A 17,702-nucleotide genomic window follows, 5' to 3' on the forward strand; every position below is an offset into this window, starting at 1 on the left:
GCACGAACTCCCTCCCGCCCGGTTGAAAACCTGCGCGGCCTGTGGTTGGTTGCGCCCGCCGGGCGCGGCGGCCCGGACCGAACGAAGGACGGCGCGCATGAGCGACTTCAAGACGATCGACGACCTCGACGTGGCCGGACGGACGGTCCTGGTGCGTGCCGACCTGAACGTTCCGACGAAGGACGGCAAGGTCACCGACACGACCCGGATCGACCGGCTCGCCCCGACCCTGACCGAGCTCGCGGGCCGCGGCGCCAGGGTCGTCGTCCTGTCCCATTTCGGTCGGCCCAAGGGCGGCCGCGACGACAAGTATTCCCTGCGCCCCGTCGTTCCGGCCCTGTCGAAGGCGGTCGGCCAGGACGTGGCCTTCGCCGACGACTGCATCGGCCCCGATGCCGAGAAGGCCGTGAAGGCGCTGAAGGACGGGCAGGTGCTGCTGCTCGAGAACCTGCGCTTCCATCCCGAGGAGGAGGCCAACGACAAGTCCTTCGCCAAGGCCCTGGCGTCGCTGGGAGATCTCTACGTCAACGACGCATTCTCGGCCGCGCACCGCGCGCACGCCTCGACCGAGGGTCTGGCGCATGTGCTGCCGGCCGCCGCCGGCCGCCTGATGGAGGCCGAGCTGAAGGCCCTCTCGGCCGCCCTCGAGAAGCCCGAGCGCCCGGTGGCGGCCGTGGTGGGAGGCGCCAAGATCTCGACCAAGCTGGACCTGCTCGGCAACCTGGTGAAGCGCGTGGACCTGCTCGCCCTCGGCGGCGGCATGGCCAATACCTTCCTCTTCGCCAAGGGCGTGAACGTCGGCGCCTCGCTGGCCGAGAAGGACATGGCCGACCAGGCCCGCGCCATCATGCGCGCGGCCGAGGCGGCGGGTTGCGAGGTGGTGCTGCCGCGGGACGGCGTGGTCGCGCGCAAGTTCGAGGCGGGCGCCCCCAGCGAGACCGTCTCCGTGGACGAAATCCCCTCCGACGCCATGGTCCTGGACGTCGGCCCGGCGACGGTCGAGTACCTGACCCTGAAGCTCCAGGGCTGCCGGACCGTGGTCTGGAACGGCCCGCTCGGCGCCTTCGAGATCCAGCCCTTCGATGCCGGCACGAACGCGGTGGCGGGGACCGTGGCCGCCCTGACCCGGGCGGGCCGCGTGCTCAGCGTGGCGGGCGGCGGCGACACGGTCGCGGCACTGGCCGGCGCCGGCGTCGAGGAGGCCTTCAGCTATGTCTCGACCGCCGGCGGCGCCTTCCTGGAATGGCTCGAGGGCAAGGACCTGCCGGGCGTCGCGGCCCTCAAGCGCGCGAAGTGACGCCGGGCACGGGGCCGGGTGGCGGCCCCGCGGGATCCCGGAAGGATCAAGGCTTGGCCGGCGGCGGCTCGCCCGGGCCCGCAGGCACGGCGGAATCGGTGTCCATGGGGATTCCCGCCTCGCGGTAGTAGCGCTCGGCCCCGGGGTGCAGCGGCACCCCGAGCCCGGCGGTCGCGCCGGCGATCATGATCTGCCGGCCCTTGGGATGGCCGTTGCTCAGCAGCCGGGCCATGTTGGGATGCCAGAGCGCCTTGGTCAGGCCGTAGACGACCTCATCGCTGACATCGGCACGCACGATCCACTGCGCCGAGACCGCCACTGTCGGCGTCGCCGCCACCCCCTCGTAGGTGCCCTCGGGCACCGTGCTGGACACCAGGAAGGGCTGCTTGGCAAGCAGCTCGTCGGCCGGCTTCTCCGAGATCGGAACAAGGCGGATGGGAATGCGCTGGGCCAGGTCGGCGATGGCCGCGGCGGGCGGTCCCGCCACCAGGAAGAAGGCGTCGATGCGTCCTTCGGCAAGCTCGTCGGCGGCCGGGCCGGGGCGCAGGTACCGGGCCTTGAGCTGCTTCTCGGCGACCCCATAGGCCTGCATCACCAGCCGTGCGTCCACCAGGGTCCCCGACCCCTCCTCGCCGACCGAGACGGTCTTGCCCTTGAGGTCGGAGACGGTGCGGATCGGCCCGTCGGCGCGCACCACCAGATGGACGGCCTCGGCATAGAGGCTGGCGATGGTGCGCAGCTCCAAGGCCGGGGGACGCCCCTTGTAGGGTCCGGTCCCGGTATGCGCCCAGTAGGCGATATCGGCCTGGACGAGGGCGGATTCCAGCGTTCCCCGCGTCATCAGGGAGATGTTCTCGACCGAGCCTTCCGTGGCCTGCGCCACCGCGATCAGGCCCGGCACCCCGCAGCTTCCGCCGCGCTCGCAGGGGCGCGAGCCTGGGGGATTGCTGATGCCGTTGGCGATCACACCGCCGATGGGGAAGTAGGTGCCCCCGGTCGTGCCGGTTCCGATCCGGAAGAACCGGATGTCCTGGGCCGCCGCGAGCCCAGCGCCCAGACCAGGCAGCACCGCCCAAAGCAGCGCCACCAGGACAAGCACGGTTCCTGGGATCCGCGTCCCGCGAAGGATCGGTGAGCATCGCACGGCCGGCCGTCCTTTCGCCGGGTGCCCTGTGAAACCCGGACCCGGCCTTCGAAGCATAGCGCGCAAGGATTTAAGACGGGACAACGCGCGGCGCGCCGGTTCCGTCTCACCCGCCGATCGTGGCCGATCCGCAACAGGTGCGAGCGGGCCTACTCGGCCGCGCGCAGGAGATCGTCGCCACGGCGATCCCCGTCGTCGCCGCGATCGGTGGGGTCGGAGGGATCCGTGGGATCGGACGGGTCGACGGGCTCGGCGGGGGCACGGGACGTCAGCTCCAGCGCGGGCGCCGTGGCCGCGGGTGGCAGCGGGATGAATGGCCCCTGCTCCTCCAGCGGCAGGGCCGCGCGCTGCGTCATGCGCCAGAGTGTCCAGGCGGCCAGCAGCCCCGCCGTCGCGGCGGCATTCCAGAACAGCCCGGCGGGCCCCAGCAGGGCCATGGCGGCCGAGGCCACCGGCGGCCCAAGCACGGATCCGGCGCCGAAGGTCAGCAGCAGCCCGGCCGAGGCCGGAACGATCTCGGCCGGACGCATGAAGTCGTTGGCATGGGCGAGCGCCGTCGGATAGACGCAGTAGGCCAGCCCGCCATAGACCGCCAGGAGCGGCAGCAGCCAGCCGCTCTGCGCGGGGCCAAGCAGCGCGAGCCCGGCCGAGGCCGCCGCCACGCCGATCACGAGCGCCAGGAACACGCTGCGCCGGTCGAACCGGTCCGACAGGCGTCCGACCGGGATCTGGAACGCGAAGCCCGCGACGATCGCGGTCGCCATGAAGCCGGCGACGTCGCCGGTGCCGCCGCCCAGCGTCCGCGCGTAGACCGGGGCGAGGCCGCCGAAGGCGCCGCCGATCAGGCCGGCGCCGAAGCAGCCGACGACGCCCAGGGGCGAGATCCGCAGGAGCCGCCGGAGCCCCAGGCCCACGGGCCGCTCCTCGCGCGGGCCGTCGCCGCGGGCCAGCGCCAGCGGCACCAGGGACAGCGCCACCAGGATCGCGATCCCGCTGAAGGCCGCGATCCCCGCCGGATCGACCCAGCCGAGCAGGAGCTGCGAGCCCGCATAGGCGAGATAGTTGATGGTCATGTAGATCGACAGCAGGCGCCCCCTGTCCGCATTGGTGGCGCCGCCGTTTATCCAGCTTTCGACCGTGGTGAAGAGCCCGGCCGCGGCGAAGCCGCCGAGCGCCCGCAGGCCGGCCCAGGCGAACTCGTCGACGAGCAGCGGATGAGCGAGCGCGACGCAGGCGAAGACGGCGGCCAGTGCCGCGAAGGCGCGCACATGCCCGACCCGGCCGATCAGCCCCGGACCCGTCAGGGTCCCGGCGACGAAGCCGACGGAGTAGCACGCCATCACGAGGCCGATCCGCGCGACGGGAACGCCTTCCAGGTCCATGCGCACGGCCAGCAGCGTGCCCAGCAGGCCCGAGCCCAGCACCAGCAGCCCCAGGCTCGACAGGAGCGGGACGAGCGCGAGGACGGGGCTCGGAGACGCGGCGGAACGGGGCATGGACAGGGACATGGGGGAGGATGCTGCCTTTGCGACCGGAAAAGTGCCGGACCCTAGTCCCGCCCCGTCGCCGCCCGGCGTGACCACTTGGGGGCAAGGCAGGTTGGGGCAAGGCAGATTGGAACAAGGCAGGTTGGGGACAAGGGAGCTTGGAGAGAGCGGGTGCCCTGCCGATCCGGACGGGCTTCCGTCCGGTTCGATCTCGCACTAACGTCGCCGCGGCGGAGGACATGCGCCCGCGTCCCGGAGAAGGATGAGATGAGCGACAATCTCTACGACCTGTTCCGCAGCCGGTTCCCGGCCGATCGGGGCCGCAGCTTCATCGAGACCGGAGACGGCCGCGCCTATGCCTATGCCGACCTGGAGGCGATCTCGGGGCGCTACGCGCGCCTGCTCGCCGAGCTCGGCGTAGCCAAAGGCGACAGGGTCGCCGTGCAGGTCGAGAAGTCGCCCGAGGCCGTCTTCCTCTATCTCGCCTGCCTGCGCGCAGGAGCCATCTACCTGCCGCTCAACACCGCCTATACCCGCGCCGAGATCGAGTACTTCCTGACCGACGCCGAGCCGCGCGTCTTCGTCTGCCCGCCCGGCCAGGAGGAAGGCTTCGCCGCCACGGCCGCGAAGGCGGGCGTCGCCCATGTGCTGACGCTCGGCCCGGACGGCGGCGGGACGCTGTCCGAGGGCGCCGCGGGGCTCGCCCCCGAATTCCCGACCGTCGCCGCGTCCGCTTCGGATCTCGCGGCGATCCTCTACACCTCGGGGACCACCGGGCGCTCGAAGGGCGCCATGATGAGCCACGCGAACCTGGCCTCGAACGCGCTGACGCTCCACCGGTACTGGGGCTGGCGCCCGGAGGACGTGCTGCTGCACGCCCTGCCGATCTTCCACACCCATGGTCTGTTCGTCGCCACCAACTGCGTGCTGCTGAACGGCACCGCCATGCTGTTCCTGCCGAAGTTCGACATTGACGAGGTCTTCCGGCTGCTGCCGCGCGCCAGCGTGATGATGGGCGTGCCGACCTTCTACACGCGCATGCTGGGCGACTCGCGGCTCGACCGCGCCGCGGCGGCGCACATGCGGCTCTTCATCTCGGGCTCGGCGCCGCTGCTGGCCGACACGCACCGGGAGTTCCAGCAGCGCACCGGCCACGCGATCCTGGAGCGCTACGGCATGACCGAGACCGGCATGCTGACCTCCAACCCGTTGGACGGCGAGCGGATCCCCGGGACCGTCGGCTTCCCGCTGCCCGGGGTCGAGCTGCGCGTCGCCGACCCGGAGACCGCGCGCGTGCTCGGCCCCGAGGAGATCGGCGTGATCGAGGTGAAGGGCCCCAACGTCTTCGGCGGCTACTGGCGCATGCCCGAGAAGACCCGGGCCGAGTTCCGCCCGGACGGCTTCTTCATCACGGGCGATGTCGGCAAGGTCGATGCCCGGGGCTATGTCCACATCGTGGGCCGGGCCAAGGACCTGGTGATCTGCGGCGGCTACAACGTCTATCCCAAGGAGGTCGAGACCGTGATCGACGCGCTCGACGGCGTCGTCGAGAGCGCGGTCGTGGGCGTGCCGCATCCGGATTTCGGCGAGGCTGTCGTTGCGGTGGTCCTGCGCCGGCCCGGCCGCGGCGATGTGACCGAGGCCGGCGTGATCGCCGCCTGCAAGGAGCAGCTCGCCAACTACAAGGTGCCGAAACGCGTATTCTTCACGGAGGAGCTGCCGCGCAACACCATGGGCAAGGTCCAGAAGAACCTCCTGCGCGAAGAGCACCGGGACCTGTTCGCCTGAGCCGGGGCAGCCCCGGGACGACCATGATACCCTTTCCGCCAGACACCGCGGGGAGGCACGCATGCTCAAGGAGTTCCGCGACTTCATCGCACGCGGCAACGTGATCGACCTGGCGGTCGGCATCATCATCGGCGCGGCCTTCACCGGGATCGTGAACTCGCTGGTGGCCGACATCCTGATGCCGCCCATCGGCTGGATCCTGGGCGGCGTCGACTTCTCCAACTACTTCGTGAACCTCTCGGGCGGGACCTTCGACAGCCTCGCCGCCGCACAGGCCGCGGGCGCCGCCACCATCAACTACGGCAAGTTCATCAACGCCGTGATCAACTTCCTGATCGTCGCGGCGGCGCTGTTCATCCTGGTCAGGCAGGTCAACCGCTTCCGCCGGGCCGAGGAGGCCGCCCCGGCGGCACCGCCCCGGGGCGAGGTGCTGCTGGCGGAGATCCGGGACCTCCTTCGCGACCGGGCGGCGATGCAGCCCGCCGGGGCGCGCCCTGTCCCGCCTGCCGAATAGGCCGGCGCCTCCGCGCGCCGTCTGGAAATCCTTAACCATGTCGGGCTAGGCTCGGCGGCTAATCCCGCCAAGAGGGCCCGCCTTGTCGTTCCGAGCCTGGCGCCAGAGTGCCGCCGTCTATCTCGACCGCCGGATCCTGGCGATCCTGTTCCTGGGCTTCGCCAGCGGCCTGCCGCTGGCCCTGGTGGGCGCGACGCTGAACGTCTGGCTGACCGAGAGCAACGTCAGCCGGGCCATGATCGGGCTCTTCGCCCTGATCTCGATCCCCTACAGCTTCAAGTTCGTCTGGGCCCCGCTGATCGACCGGCTGCGCCTGCCCTGGCTGACGGCGACGCTTGGCCGCCGGCGCGGCTGGGCCGTGCTGATCCAGGTGCTGCTGGCGGCGGCGCTGCTCGCCATCGGGCAGACCGACCCGGTCGCGGGCCTGTGGTGGACGGCCGCCATGGCGCTGGTCGTCGCCTTCCTGTCGGCGAGCCAGGACATCGTGGTCGACGCCTTCCGGGTCGAGATCCTGGACGAGCCGCAATACGGCGCGGGCGCCGCCGCGGTGGTGCTGGGCTATCGCTTCGGCATGCTGGCCTCGGGCGCAGGCGCGCTCTACCTGGCCTCGGTGCTGCCGTGGTCAACGGTCTATGCCGTGATGGCGGCGCTGATGGGCATCGGCGTCCTGACCATGCTGCTGAACCGCGAGCCCGGCGCCGCCGCGACGCCGGAATCCCGCGCGATCGAGGCCGGGGTGGCGGACTGGCTCGCGGCCCGGCCGGCCCTGCGCGGCCGGCGCGCCGAAACGCTGGCCTGGCTGCACTCGGCGGTGGTGGCGCCGTTCCGGCAGTTCATGACCCGCAGGAACTGGGTGCTGATCCTGCTCTTCATCGCGCTCTACAAGCTCGGCGACGCCTATGCCGGCGTGATGAGCGCGACCTTCTACATCCAGACCGGCTTCACCAAGATCGACATCGCCAACGTGACGAAGGTCTTCGGCATCTGGGCCACCATCGGCGGCGGCGTGGTCGGCGGCCTGCTGGTGGGGCGCATCGGCATCCTGCGCAGCCTGATGCTCTGCGGGCTCCTGCAGATGGTCTCGAACATGATGTTCGTGCTGCTGGCCCATGCCGGCCCGGAGATTCCCTGGTTGATCGCGACGGTGCTGGTGGAGAACGTCTCCGGCGGGATGGGCACGGCGGCCTTCGTCGCTTACCTGTCGAGCCTGTGCAACGCCGCCTATACGGCGACCCAGTACGCGCTGCTCTCCTCGCTGGCGGCGCTCGGCCTGCACAGCGTGGCGGCAACCAGCGGCCTTGCCGCCGAGCAGCTCGGCTGGCCGGGCTTCTTCACGCTCTCGGCGGCGCTGGCCCTTCCCGCCCTGCTGGTGCTGACGGTGCTGGTGCGCCGCGACCCGCCGGCCTTCGCGCCCGGCGCCGCGCCCGCGCTGCCGGCGGGCGGAGCGAACGGCTAGGCAGCGCAGGCGCCCGCGCCGTCAAATGGCGAACAGCGGCAGCCCCATCAGCGCCTGGACGAAGACCAGGACCGTCAGAACCGCGTAGGTGGCGGCGAAGGCCCAGACCGCCGGAACCGCATGGCGCGGGACGAGCCGCGCGAAGGCGGCGCCTGCCACGGGCACGATCTGCTGCGCGTGGATGCCGAGGAAATGCGCGGCACGCAGGTCCCCGCTGACCGTGGACCAGCCGACGACCGGCAGCGCCGCTCCCGCGGATGAGGGTCCGATCCCGTGGCCCGGCTGCGCGCTCATGAACAGGCCCTCGGTCGCGCCCAGGGCGAAGGTCAGGACGAGGCCCAGGACGACCGCGAGGCGGAAGGCAGGAGCCAGGCTGCGGTCGCCATGCCGCGCGATCTCGCGGCCGAGCAGGGGCGCCGTCGCCGTCAGCAGCAGCGCCGCCATGCCCATCAGCGCGTACATGACCGTGTGATACGGCGTGCTGCGGTTGAAGTGGGACGCCTCGCCCCGCGCGGCCTGGAGGGCGATGTAGGCGATCTCGAAGCTGGCCGTCGCGACGAGCACGCCGACAAGGAGGCGCATGGTGCGGCTATGCCGCCGCTCCTCGGGCAGATAGCCGAAGAACCAGGCCATGGTCAGCGAGAACAGGGCGACCGAGGCCAGGAACTTCATCGGCTTTGTCCAGACGGCGACGCCATCCAGCGTGCGCCCGTCCAGGAGCCACGCGACGGCGGCGGGAAGGAGCAGCGCCAGGAGCGCCAGGCCGAACCAGCCGAGGACGCGCTGGCGGCGGAGGATCTCGGCCGTGAGCCGGGCCCATTGTGCCGGCAGGAGCGCGCGCGGCGCCGTGCCGGCGAGGACGGACGGGGACGTTGACGGGAACATGGGTCAGCCTCCTTGCGCTTGCGGAGCGGCGCTGCGGGGGAGGACGGAGCGGGTCAGCAGGAACAGCAGGAAGCCGGCGGGCCCGAACAGGAACGTCAGGGCGAGGCTCGGGACGAGGATCGGGTGGGGGATGCCGGAGCGCGCCCCCTCCCGCACGATCCAGCCGCCGACGAAAAGGTCGAAGGCGAGATAGTGGAACCAGCCCGCGACGAGCATGCCCGGCGTATCGAAGAGGCTGCGGACCTCGGCGAGCGAGCCGAAGCCGCCCTCGGCCCGCCACCAGAACGCCGCCACCAGGACCAGGTAGGCAAGGCCGAGCAGCGCCGGCAGGACCAGCCCCGCGGCCTGCTGCAGGCGGAGGCGGAACCGGGGCAACAGCGGTGCGATGATCAGCGCCGACCATCCGAGCAGGGCGAGCACGTTTCCCGCCTGGAACAGATCCGCTAGCATGATCCCTCCGCTATCTGAACAGCGTCAGGATCAGTCTGGTGACGAAACTGAACAGCGTCAAGATATCCGATGGACAGGTCTGATCCCCCTTCGGACCCGGGCGGGCGCACAGGCTCCGGCCGACAGAGCGGCAGCGGCCCCGGCCGCCCGCGGGAGCGCTATCACCATGGCGATCTGCGGGCCGCTCTGGTCGGCGCAGCGGAGGAGATCCTGGGCGAGAAGGGCGTCGAAGGGTTCACCCTGCGCGAGGCGGCCCGGCGCATCGGCGTCTCGCCGGCGGCGCCCGCGCACCACTTCGGCGATGTCGCCGGCCTGCTGACAGAGGTCGCGATCCTCGGCTTCGAGGAGCTGACCCGGCGCCTCGAGGAAGGGAACCGGCGCGGTGGCGCGGATCCCGAGGCGCGCCTGCGCGAGCAGGGCGTCGGCTATGTCGGCTTCGCCCTGGCCTACCCCGCCCGCTTCCAGCTGATGTTCCGGAACGGGCGGCTGCGCACCGAGGACCCGCGGCTCAAGACGGCCGGGCGCGCGGCCTTCGCCACGCTCGAATCCACGATCCGCGAGATCACGGGCCTCGGCCCGGACCGGCCGCTGGACGCTCCCGGCCTGGCCGGCGTGCTGGGCGCGTGGTCGATGGTGCACGGCTTTGCCCAACTGGCGCTCGAAGGCGAGTTCGACGGCCTGGCGGGCGAGGATGGCCGGGACGCTTTCCTACGGTCCATGCTGCCGGAGGTCCTGGCGCTGCTGTCGGTCCCGGCAGGCCGCCGGGATCCCGGCGGCAAGGGCGGCTGAGGGGATCTGCGCGGGCCCACGTGCTCGAAGGGGGCTCGAAGAGGCGCCGAAGGGATCCCCCTCCCGCCGCCGGCAGCGCCTGCGCACCGAGGGGGGAAACGGCGGCGCGGCAGCAGGCCGGAGACGGGAGGGTTCCGACTGGGACCGCAGGGGTCCCGCGAGGGATCCGGAAGCCCGGAAAGGACCGGCGCTCCCGCCAGACATATGGCGAGCGCGGCCACTCGTTCAAGTTTCGAAACGATCCCGCACCCGGCGACGGGAAGGGGCCGGACCGCCACCCCCCTTCGGTTCCGGTGCGGCACGGCCGGATAGGTGCGCTATCCTTCGAGGCAGCGGCGCGGCGCACCCGGTGCTCGCCCGGCTGCGCGCGCGCGCCTGCGGGGCGGTCCCACTTAAGATTCGGCGGTGATCTGTCCGCAGGGTCGAACCATGTCCCACCGCGCCGCCCATTTCGCCCTTCTCGTCAACGCGTTGGCCTCGGCCAGGGTCCTCGTGATCGGGGACGCGCCGCTGGAGCGCGAGGTCACGGGGGCGCCGGCGGGGCTTGCGCCCGAGGCGCCCGTGCCGCTGTTGAACCGGGTCTCGTCCCAGGCGCATCCCGGCGGGGCGGCGGCGATCCTGTGCGCGCTGGAAGCGCTGCGCGTGGAATGCGCGCTGGCCACCGTCACCGGCACCGACGCCGCCGGGCGCGAGCTGCTGGCCGCCCTCGGCGCGCGCGGCATCGACACCGACGGCGTCGTGCAGCACGAGCGCTATGCGACGCCCGTGCGCGAACGGGTCCTATCGGGCAGCCAGACACTGCTCCGCATCGACCACGGCGGCGGCGAGGTTCCGTCGGCCGCGGCCGAACGCCTGATCGCCTGGGTCGCCCGGGTGATCGTCCATTTCGACGCCGTCGTCATCGCAGACCGCGGCCTCGGCGTTCTCGGCCGGGACGTGCTGGCGCGCCTGATGGTGATCGCAACCGCGGCCGAGCGCCCGGTGATCGCGGAGCCCCACGGGGCCGAACTCGGCCTCTACTCCCCCTGCCGCGTCCTCCGCACCTCGCCGGCGGCCCTTCGGCGGGCGAGCGGCCTCGCGATCGAGACCGAGGCGGACCTGACCGCCGCCGCCCGGCTGGTCATGACCGGCCATGCGGTTCAGGCGGTGATGGTCGCCCATGGGGACGGCGGCACCCTCTACGTCCCGCGCGAGGGAGAACCGGTGCGCATCGCCCCCGATCCGGACGCGCTGTTCGATGCGACCGGCGCCGGCGAGTCCGCGTCGGCGGCCATGGCGGCCGCCCTCGCGATCGGCGCCGACGCCTCCGATGCGGCCGTGATCGCGGGTGCCGCCGCCGCCTGCGCCGGTGGCCGGCGCGGCATGGCCGCGGCCTCGGCCGAGGACATCCTCGGCATGCTGCGCCGGGCCGGACGGATCGAGGACGGGGCCAAGCTCGTGGCGGCCGGCGCCCTGCGCCCCCTGGCCGAGGGCTGCCGAGCCGCCGGACGGCGGATCGGCTTCATGGAGGGCGGGTTCGACCTGCTGGACGCCGACCAGGTCGATCGCATCCAGCGCGCCCGCGCCGCCTGCGACTTCCTGGTCGTCGGGGTCGAGGCCGACGCGGCGCAGCGCCGGCGGCGCGGCGCCATGCGGCCGGTGCAGCCGCAGGAGGTGCGTGCCGCGACGCTCGCGGCGCTCGATCTCGTGGATCGCGTGCTCCTCCTGGACGAGGAGGGCTCGGCCGAGGCGATCTGGACCCTGCGGCCGGACGTGCTGGTCGAGGGGGAGGAGCCGGCCCTGCCGGCGGGCCGGGAATTCGTGCGCAGCTATGGCGGCCAGGTGGTGGCCAGCGGCTCGGCCCGGCGCATCGCGCTGGCGGCGCGCAAGGCATCCTGACGCCTGGGGCGGCCTGAGGCCCGAGGCGTCCCGAAGTAGACGCGCCGGACGGGCCTACGCCCCGCTGGGGATCGCGGGATCCGCGAGCACCGCCGGGGCGGCGACGGCCGCGCGCAGGCGCTGGGCGAGGTCGCCGGCATCGGCGACCACGACGGTCTCGAGCCCGAGCCAGCGCGCCATGGCGTGCAGCTCCCCGGCCAGGGCCGGGATGGTCCGCGCCGGCGGCGTACCGGGCTCGCCATGGGCGGCATGGACCAGCAGGCGCCGCCCGCCCCGGTCGGCCTTGAGGTCGAGCCGGGCCGCCATCCGCTCGCCCAGCAGGAAGGGCAGGACGTAGTAGCCGTGCTCGCGCTTGTGCGCCGGCGTGTAGATCTCCAGCCGGTAGCGGAAGCCGAACAGCCGCTCGGCCCGGCTGCGCTCCCAGACCAGCGGGTCGAAGGGCGCCAGCAGGGCCCGCGCCGCGACGCGGCGGGGCACCCGCGCGCCGGGGTCCAGATAGGCCTGCTGGTCCCAGCCCTCGATCCGGACCGGCAGGAGGGCGCCGGCCTCGACCAGCTCGGCCAGGCGCGCCCGCGTCTCGGCGGGCTCCATCCGGAAATAGTCCCGCAGGTCACGCTCCGTGGCGATCCCGAGGGCGCCGGCCGCGATGCGCAGCAGGGCGCGCTGGGCCTCCTCGACCGGCGGGGTCGGCGCGGCCGAGATCGCGGGGGGCAGCACGCGCGTCGTCAGGTCGTAGACGCGCTCGAAGGCGCCGCGCCGGGTGGCGGTGGTGACCTGCCCCGCCCAGAACAGCCATTCCAGGGCCCGCTTGCCGTCGCTCCAGCCCCACCACGATCCCGAGGCGCGACCGCCCTCGGACAGGTCGGCGGCGCTCAACGGCCCGCGCGCCGCGACCTCGGCCAGCACGGCGGCGATGTAGTCCGGGCGCTCGCGCCCGAACCGTGCCAGACCGCCATAGATGCCCTCGCCGCGCGCCGCGCGCTCCATGCGCCAGCGCAGCAGGGGCTGCGTCTCCAGCGGCAGGAGCGAGGCCTCGTGCGCCCAGTACTCGAACAGCAGCCTCCGGCGGCGCGGCCCCCAGGCGGCCTCGTCCAGCACCTGCTGGGCATAGGGGCCGAGGCGCGAGAACAGCGGCAGGTAATGGGCCCGCGCCAGCACGTTGACGGAATCGATCTGCAGCAGGCCGATGCGCGCCAGCACGCGCCGCAGGTGCCGGGCGCCCGGGGCGCCGCGCGGACGTGCCTCGGCCAGCCCCTGCGCGGCGATCGCCACGCGGCGTGCCTCGGCGGCGGACAGGCTGTCGATTGGGGCGGGAACGGCGACCAGGGGCTTCTTCGCAGGCATCGGAACCAATGCCCGTTTCTCGCCCAGTCGGCGCGACCGATCAAGAGGCGGCGGAGCCCGCTGCCGGAATACGGCCGTTCATGGTGCCGAAGCACCGCCGGTCATGGTGATGATGTGGCGGAGGGGATGGGATTCGAACCCACGATACGGCTCAACACCGTATACCCGCTTTCCAGGCGAGCGCCTTCAACCACTCGGCCACCCCTCCCGCGCAGGAGCGGCACCATATAGGGCGGGCCCCTCGGGATCAAGGCGCGATCAAGCATCCATGCGCCCGCGCTGTTGACAGGCGGTGCCCGGGCCGCGACGCTGCCGCTCCGCCATGCCACTCCACCTCGTCAAGCTCTGCGTCGGCTGCGATTCCATCGCCGATCTCAGGGATTGGATCGCCGAGAACCGCGACGCCGCCCTGGCGCGCGGCGAGACCTACGAGCAGACACATACCACGCGCTCGACGCCGAGGCGCTCCGCCGAGATCCTGGAGGGCGGCTCGCTCTACTGGGTGATCCGCGGGGCGATCCAGGTCCGCCAGCGCATCACCGCGATCCGGCCGGTGGTCGGCGCCGACGGCATCGGGCGCTGCCGGCTGGTGCTCGACCATGCGGGGCTGGTCGCGACGGCACTGCGGCCCATGCGGCCGTTCCAGGGCTGGCGCTATCTCTCCGCCGAGGCAGCGCCGCCCGACACGGGCGCCGTCGGCGGTGACGAGCTGCCCGAGGCGCTACGCATGGAACTCTCCCGGCTCGGGCTTCTCTGAAGCTGTGCCTGCCGGCCCGGGGCGGCGGCGCGGGCGCAGGCGGCGGCGCTGAGCCACCGCCTGCGCCGCGGGCTATTCCGCGGCGGCCTCGCCATGCGCCTCCCGGCCGAGCCGGGAGGTAGGCGGTGAGGCGTGCCGCGACGCGGATCCCTCGCCGGCCGTCTTGACCAGCGACAGCACGATCGACCCGCCGATCAGCGTCGCCGTGATGCCCAGTGCCAGCGCCGTCGGCACCGCCCAGACATCGGCCAGCAGCATCTTGACGCCGATGGCCACCAGGACCAGCGAAAGCCCGTACTTCAGGTAGTGGAAGCGGTGGATGATCGAGGCCAGGGCGAAGTACAGCGCCCGCAGGCCCAGGATCGCGAAGACGTTCGAGGTCCAGACGATGAAGGGGTCCGTGGTGACGGCGAAGATCGCCGGGATCGAATCGACCGCGAAGACGAGGTCCGTGAGCTCGATCATCACGAGCACCAGGAACAGCGGCGTCACGTAGAGCAGGCCGTTGCGCCGCACGAAGAAGCTCTGCCCCTCGTAGCCCTCGGTCATCCGGAAGCGGCGCCGGACGTAGCGCACCACGCGGCTGTTCTCGATGTCGGGCTCGTCGTCCACCGAGCGCAGCATCTTGATGCCGCTGAACACCAGGAAGGCGCCGAAGACGTAGATGACCCAGTGGAACTCCTGGATCAGGGCCGTGCCCGCGACGATCAGCACGCCGCGCATCACCAGGGCACCCAGGATGCCCCAGAACAGCACGCGGTGCTGGTAGCGCGCCGGCACCGCGAAGTGGGAGAAGATCAGGACGATGACGAAGATGTTGTCGAGGCTGAGGCTGTACTCGATCAGGTAGCCCGTCATGAACTCCAGGCCCTTCTCGGAACCCTGGAACCAGAACAGGCCGGCGTTGAAGATCATGGCCAGCGCGAAATACGCGCCGCAGCGGATCAGGGCCTCGCGGCCCGAGATCGCTTGCGCCTTCTTCGTGAAGACGCCGAGGTCGAAGGCCAGCAGCACGCCGATGAATGCGGCGAAGCCGAGCCAGAGCATGAGATTGACGTCCATCGGGACGGTTCCTGCTTCACGGTCTTCGCCCCCGCCGGCGAAGGAACCAACGGTTCGTGGAGCAGTCCGACATCACAGGCGCGCTGGACGGGGCGCGCGTGCCAGAGGGGCCCGGACCGGGGGTGGCAACCGAGATGGGGTCGCCCGCCCCGTCCGACAAGAGGCGTGGAACGGCGGCGCAGCACGCGTCAGGAGAGCGTATCGGCCAGAAGGAGTGCCGCCAGCGTCAGCATCACCGCGGCGATCACGAGGTCCAGGACGCGCCAAGCGGCAGGCCGGGCGAAGACGGGCGCAAGCAGCCGCGCGCCGAAGCCGAGCCCCAGGAACCAGACCGTCGAGGCGACGACGGCCCCGCCCGCGAAGGACACCCGCTCGGCCGGCGCGAAGCGCCCGGCGATGCCGCCCAGCAGCACCACCGTGTCGAGATAGACATGCGGGTTCAGCAGCGTCAGCGCCGAGACGGTGGCGAGCGCCCGGCCCAGCCCGATGGGCTGCGGCCCGCCCGCGACGAGCGTGCCCGGGCGCATCGCGCTGCGCAGCGCCCGCAGCCCATACCAGGCCAGGAACGCCGCGCCGCCCAGCCCGACCGCGGCCAGCAGCTCGGGACGGGCCGCCACGAGGCTACCGAAGCCAGCGCAGCCCAGCGCGATCAGCAGCCCATCGGCCAGGATGCAGACGAGGACCACCGGCAGCACGTGCTCGCGCTTGAGCCCCTGGCGCAGCACGAAGGCGTTCTGCGCGCCGATGGCGACGATCAGGCCGGCGCCCAGGGAGAAGCCCTGAAGGGCCGGCAGGATTGCGGATGGCATGGTGGCTCCGTCGACGCCCTCAGCCGGCCCCGACGCGGCCCAGCACCTCGTCGACGGTGTGGCACAGCAGGTCGAGGTCCTGGGGGCGGGAGAGGCGGTGGTCGCCGTCCTTGACCAGGACGGTCGTGACGTCCTCGCCGTCCAGGCGCTCGGCGAGGCGGAGCGCGGTCTGCCAGGGCACGTCGGGATCGCGCTGGCCATGGAGCAGCCGCACCGGGCCCGCGAAGGGGATCTGCGCGCGCAGCAGCAGGCGCCGGCGACCGTCCTCGACCAGCGCGCGCGTGTAGACCAGCGGCTCGCCGTACTGGGAGGGCTCCTCGATCCGGCCCTCGGCCAGCATGCGGGCGCGCTGGTCCGGCGGCAGCAGGTCCCAAATCAGGTCCTCTGTGAAGTCGGGCGCGGCGGCGATGCCGACCAGCCCCGCGACCCGCTCCGGGCGGGCGAGCGCTGCCAGCAGCATGATCCAGCCGCCCATGGACGATCCCACCAGGATCTGCGGCCCCTCGGTCTCGGCATCGAGCGCGGCCAGCGCATCCTCGGTCCAGCTTCCGATCGTGCCGTCCTCGAACCGCCCGCCCGAGGCGCCGTGGCCCTGGTAGTCGAAGCGGAGGAAGGCGCGTCCGCGCGCGCGGCAGTGGGCCTCCAGCGCCAGGGCCTTGGTCCCGGTCATATCGGACCGGTAGCCGCCGAGGAAAACGAGGCCGGGCCCGCGCCCGGGGGTCCTGCGGAAGGCTATGGTCGCATCGCCGCGCTTGAGTGTAAATTCCGCCGCCTTTCCCGAACCCGGCGCTTCCGATCCCATTGTCATGAGAACCCATCCATGAGCGAGGCCGCGCACCATATCACGGGCGGACAGGCCGGCAAGCCGGCGCCCGGCCGGCGCCCGGTCATCCTCCAGGTGCTGCCGAGCCTGGTGACGGGCGGCGCCGAGCGCGGCGCCGTCGACGTGGCGATCGCGCTGTCCCAGGCGGGTGCCGTCCCGCTCGTGGCCTCGGCCGGCGGTCCCATGGTGCGCGAGCTGGAGCGCCATGGCGTGCGGCACGTGACGCTGCCGCTGAAGGCCAAGAACCCCGTCGCCATGCTGCGCAACGCCCGCAAGCTCGAGGCGCTGATCCGTGACGAGGGCGTGGACATCGTCCATGCCCGCTCGCGCGCGCCGGCCTGGAGCGCTTGGCTGGCCGCGCGCCGGGCCTCCGTCCCCTTCATGACGACCTTCCACGCGCCCTACAACTTCAAGGGCGAGCTGAAGCGCCGGTACAACTCCGTGATGGCGCTGGGGGAGCGGGTGATCGCGATCTCGGAGTTCATCCGGGACCACATCCTCGCCAACTACGCCGTCGACCCCGGGCGCATCCGGCTGATCCACCGCGGCATCGACCTCGGCCATTTCTCGCCGGAGCGCGTGGGCCGCGAGCGCCTGGTCACCCTGTCGCGGAGCTGGCGGATCCCGGACGACCGCCACGTGATCATGCTGCCCGGGCGCCTGACCCGCTGGAAGGGGCAGGCGGTGCTGATCGAGGCGCTGGCCCTGCTGGAGCGCCGCGACTTCTACTGCCTGCTGGTCGGCGCCGACCAGGGCCGTACCGGCTACCGCAAGGAGCTGGAGGAGCTGGCCGCGGCGCGCGGGCTGCGCGACCTCGTGCATCTCGCGGACCATTGCGACGACATGGCCGCGGCCTACCTGCTCTCCGACGTCGTGGTCAGTGCCTCGTCCGACCCCGAGGCGTTTGGCCGGGTGATCGTCGAGGCACAGGCCATGGGGCGGCCGGTGATCGTGACGAACCACGGCGCCGTGCGCGAGACCGTGCTCGCCGGGGAGACCGGCTGGGTCGTGCCGCCCGGCGACCCGCAGGCGCTGGCCGAGGCGCTGTCCCTGGCGCTGTCCATGACACCCGAGGAGCGCGCGGCGGTGGCCGAGCGCGCCATCGCCTTCGTCGGCGAGCGCTTCTCGCGCGAGCGCATGTGCGCCGAGACGCTGGGCGTCTATGCCGAGCTGCTGGACGAGCGGCGGGCGGCCGCGCCTCGGTTTGCTTGACTCGCCG

16 protein-coding genes and 1 tRNA gene are annotated in these 17,702 nt (G+C 72.4%); 8 read left to right on the plus strand and 9 right to left on the minus strand.

Annotated features, from left to right (window positions below; all coding sequences use genetic code 11):
* The first annotated feature begins 97 nt into the window (after positions 1-97).
* Positions 98-1,297, plus strand: a complete 1,200-nt coding sequence (locus JUB13_RS15045; RefSeq protein WP_207480295.1) for a phosphoglycerate kinase — start codon at positions 98-100, stop codon at positions 1,295-1,297.
* A gap of 46 nt (positions 1,298-1,343) precedes the next feature.
* Here the strand turns inward: JUB13_RS15045 and JUB13_RS15050 are convergent, their stop codons facing one another.
* Complete coding sequence (locus tag JUB13_RS15050; RefSeq protein ID WP_328702937.1) at positions 1,344-2,396, minus strand: TAXI family TRAP transporter solute-binding subunit; 1,053 nt, start codon at positions 2,394-2,396, stop codon at positions 1,344-1,346.
* A gap of 194 nt (positions 2,397-2,590) precedes the next feature.
* On the minus strand, positions 2,591-3,949 hold the full coding sequence (locus tag JUB13_RS15055; RefSeq protein ID WP_207480297.1) for an MFS transporter: 1,359 nt from the start codon (positions 3,947-3,949) through the stop codon (positions 2,591-2,593).
* Positions 3,950-4,195: 246 nt separating this feature from the next.
* Between JUB13_RS15055 and JUB13_RS15060 the strand changes: the two genes are divergently transcribed.
* The 3 genes from JUB13_RS15060 to JUB13_RS15070 all read left to right on the plus strand — a co-directional run bounded on the left by JUB13_RS15060 (position 4,196) and on the right by JUB13_RS15070 (position 7,686).
* Positions 4,196-5,716: a malonate--CoA ligase gene (locus JUB13_RS15060; RefSeq protein ID WP_207480298.1), complete on the plus strand. Its 1,521-nt coding sequence runs from the start codon at positions 4,196-4,198 to the stop codon at positions 5,714-5,716.
* Between the two features lie 61 nt (positions 5,717-5,777).
* Positions 5,778-6,230, plus strand: a complete 453-nt coding sequence (gene mscL, locus JUB13_RS15065) for a large conductance mechanosensitive channel protein MscL (protein WP_207480299.1) — start codon at positions 5,778-5,780, stop codon at positions 6,228-6,230.
* An 82-nt stretch (positions 6,231-6,312) separates the two neighbouring features.
* On the plus strand, positions 6,313-7,686 hold the full coding sequence (locus JUB13_RS15070) for an AmpG family muropeptide MFS transporter (protein WP_207480300.1): 1,374 nt from the start codon (positions 6,313-6,315) through the stop codon (positions 7,684-7,686).
* Between the two features lie 21 nt (positions 7,687-7,707).
* Here the strand turns inward: JUB13_RS15070 and JUB13_RS15075 are convergent, their stop codons facing one another.
* Positions 7,708-8,571: a hypothetical protein gene (locus tag JUB13_RS15075; RefSeq protein WP_207480301.1), complete on the minus strand. Its 864-nt coding sequence runs from the start codon at positions 8,569-8,571 to the stop codon at positions 7,708-7,710.
* A 3-nt stretch (positions 8,572-8,574) separates the two neighbouring features.
* Positions 8,575-9,021 (minus strand): ABA4-like family protein, encoded by a 447-nt coding sequence (locus JUB13_RS15080; protein WP_207480303.1) that lies wholly within the window; start codon positions 9,019-9,021, stop codon positions 8,575-8,577.
* A gap of 69 nt (positions 9,022-9,090) precedes the next feature.
* On the opposite strand from JUB13_RS15080, the gene JUB13_RS15085 reads away from it, so the two are divergent.
* Both JUB13_RS15085 and JUB13_RS15090 read left to right on the plus strand, forming a co-directional pair.
* The gene (locus JUB13_RS15085) at positions 9,091-9,810 is read left to right on the plus strand and encodes a TetR/AcrR family transcriptional regulator (protein WP_207480305.1); all 720 of its coding nucleotides are present in this window, start codon (positions 9,091-9,093) and stop codon (positions 9,808-9,810) included.
* A 429-nt stretch (positions 9,811-10,239) separates the two neighbouring features.
* Positions 10,240-11,688, plus strand: coding sequence for a PfkB family carbohydrate kinase (locus JUB13_RS15090; RefSeq protein ID WP_207480307.1), 1,449 nt, complete (start codon positions 10,240-10,242; stop codon positions 11,686-11,688).
* 54 nt (positions 11,689-11,742) lie between these two features.
* On the opposite strand, the gene JUB13_RS15095 is transcribed toward JUB13_RS15090, so the two are convergent.
* Both JUB13_RS15095 and JUB13_RS15100 read right to left on the minus strand, forming a co-directional pair.
* On the minus strand, positions 11,743-13,032 hold the full coding sequence (locus tag JUB13_RS15095) for a winged helix-turn-helix domain-containing protein (RefSeq protein ID WP_207480309.1): 1,290 nt from the start codon (positions 13,030-13,032) through the stop codon (positions 11,743-11,745).
* Between the two features lie 115 nt (positions 13,033-13,147).
* Positions 13,148-13,240: transfer RNA gene (locus tag JUB13_RS15100), tRNA-Ser, on the minus strand.
* A 114-nt stretch (positions 13,241-13,354) separates the two neighbouring features.
* On the opposite strand from JUB13_RS15100, the gene JUB13_RS15105 reads away from it, so the two are divergent.
* Positions 13,355-13,789, plus strand: a complete 435-nt coding sequence (locus JUB13_RS15105; RefSeq protein ID WP_207480311.1) for a DUF1489 family protein — start codon at positions 13,355-13,357, stop codon at positions 13,787-13,789.
* A 72-nt stretch (positions 13,790-13,861) separates the two neighbouring features.
* Here the strand turns inward: JUB13_RS15105 and JUB13_RS15110 are convergent, their stop codons facing one another.
* The 3 genes from JUB13_RS15110 to JUB13_RS15120 all read right to left on the minus strand — a co-directional run bounded on the left by JUB13_RS15110 (position 13,862) and on the right by JUB13_RS15120 (position 16,468).
* Positions 13,862-14,851, minus strand: coding sequence for a TerC family protein (locus tag JUB13_RS15110; protein WP_207480312.1), 990 nt, complete (start codon positions 14,849-14,851; stop codon positions 13,862-13,864).
* A gap of 188 nt (positions 14,852-15,039) precedes the next feature.
* Positions 15,040-15,660 carry a LysE/ArgO family amino acid transporter gene (locus tag JUB13_RS15115; protein ID WP_207480314.1) on the minus strand — a complete coding sequence of 207 codons (621 nt, stop codon included), beginning with the start codon at positions 15,658-15,660 and terminating at the stop codon, positions 15,040-15,042.
* A 19-nt stretch (positions 15,661-15,679) separates the two neighbouring features.
* The gene (locus JUB13_RS15120) at positions 15,680-16,468 is read right to left on the minus strand and encodes an alpha/beta fold hydrolase (protein ID WP_407928144.1); all 789 of its coding nucleotides are present in this window, start codon (positions 16,466-16,468) and stop codon (positions 15,680-15,682) included.
* 12 nt (positions 16,469-16,480) lie between these two features.
* Between JUB13_RS15120 and JUB13_RS15125 the strand changes: the two genes are divergently transcribed.
* The gene (locus tag JUB13_RS15125) at positions 16,481-17,695 is read left to right on the plus strand and encodes a glycosyltransferase family 4 protein (RefSeq protein WP_207480315.1); all 1,215 of its coding nucleotides are present in this window, start codon (positions 16,481-16,483) and stop codon (positions 17,693-17,695) included.
* Positions 17,696-17,702: the final 7 nt, after the last annotated feature.

This window comes from Arenibaculum pallidiluteum (assembly GCF_017355985.1).
GTDB lineage: Bacteria > Pseudomonadota > Alphaproteobacteria > Azospirillales > Azospirillaceae > Arenibaculum > Arenibaculum pallidiluteum.

Bases quoted from the DNA above. Each gene is read 5' to 3' on its own strand.
- JUB13_RS15120 (WP_407928144.1), bottom strand. From the start codon at position 16,468: ATGACAATGGGATCGGAAGCGCCGGGTTCGGGAAAGGCGGCGGAATTT.
- JUB13_RS15075 (WP_207480301.1), bottom strand. From the start codon at position 8,571: ATGTTCCCGTCAACGTCCCCGTCCGTCCTCGCCGGCACGGCGCCGCGC.
- JUB13_RS15105 (WP_207480311.1), top strand. From the start codon at position 13,355: ATGCCACTCCACCTCGTCAAGCTCTGCGTCGGCTGCGATTCCATCGCC.
- JUB13_RS15125 (WP_207480315.1), top strand. From the start codon at position 16,481: ATGAGCGAGGCCGCGCACCATATCACGGGCGGACAGGCCGGCAAGCCG.
- JUB13_RS15115 (WP_207480314.1), bottom strand. From the start codon at position 15,660: ATGCCATCCGCAATCCTGCCGGCCCTTCAGGGCTTCTCCCTGGGCGCC.
- JUB13_RS15055 (WP_207480297.1), bottom strand. From the start codon at position 3,949: ATGTCCCTGTCCATGCCCCGTTCCGCCGCGTCTCCGAGCCCCGTCCTC.
- JUB13_RS15110 (WP_207480312.1), bottom strand. From the start codon at position 14,851: ATGGACGTCAATCTCATGCTCTGGCTCGGCTTCGCCGCATTCATCGGC.
- JUB13_RS15080 (WP_207480303.1), bottom strand. From the start codon at position 9,021: ATGCTAGCGGATCTGTTCCAGGCGGGAAACGTGCTCGCCCTGCTCGGA.
- JUB13_RS15045 (WP_207480295.1), top strand. From the start codon at position 98: ATGAGCGACTTCAAGACGATCGACGACCTCGACGTGGCCGGACGGACG.
- JUB13_RS15090 (WP_207480307.1), top strand. From the start codon at position 10,240: ATGTCCCACCGCGCCGCCCATTTCGCCCTTCTCGTCAACGCGTTGGCC.
- JUB13_RS15085 (WP_207480305.1), top strand. From the start codon at position 9,091: ATGGACAGGTCTGATCCCCCTTCGGACCCGGGCGGGCGCACAGGCTCC.
- JUB13_RS15095 (WP_207480309.1), bottom strand. From the start codon at position 13,032: ATGCCTGCGAAGAAGCCCCTGGTCGCCGTTCCCGCCCCAATCGACAGC.
- JUB13_RS15060 (WP_207480298.1), top strand. From the start codon at position 4,196: ATGAGCGACAATCTCTACGACCTGTTCCGCAGCCGGTTCCCGGCCGAT.
- mscL (WP_207480299.1), top strand. From the start codon at position 5,778: ATGCTCAAGGAGTTCCGCGACTTCATCGCACGCGGCAACGTGATCGAC.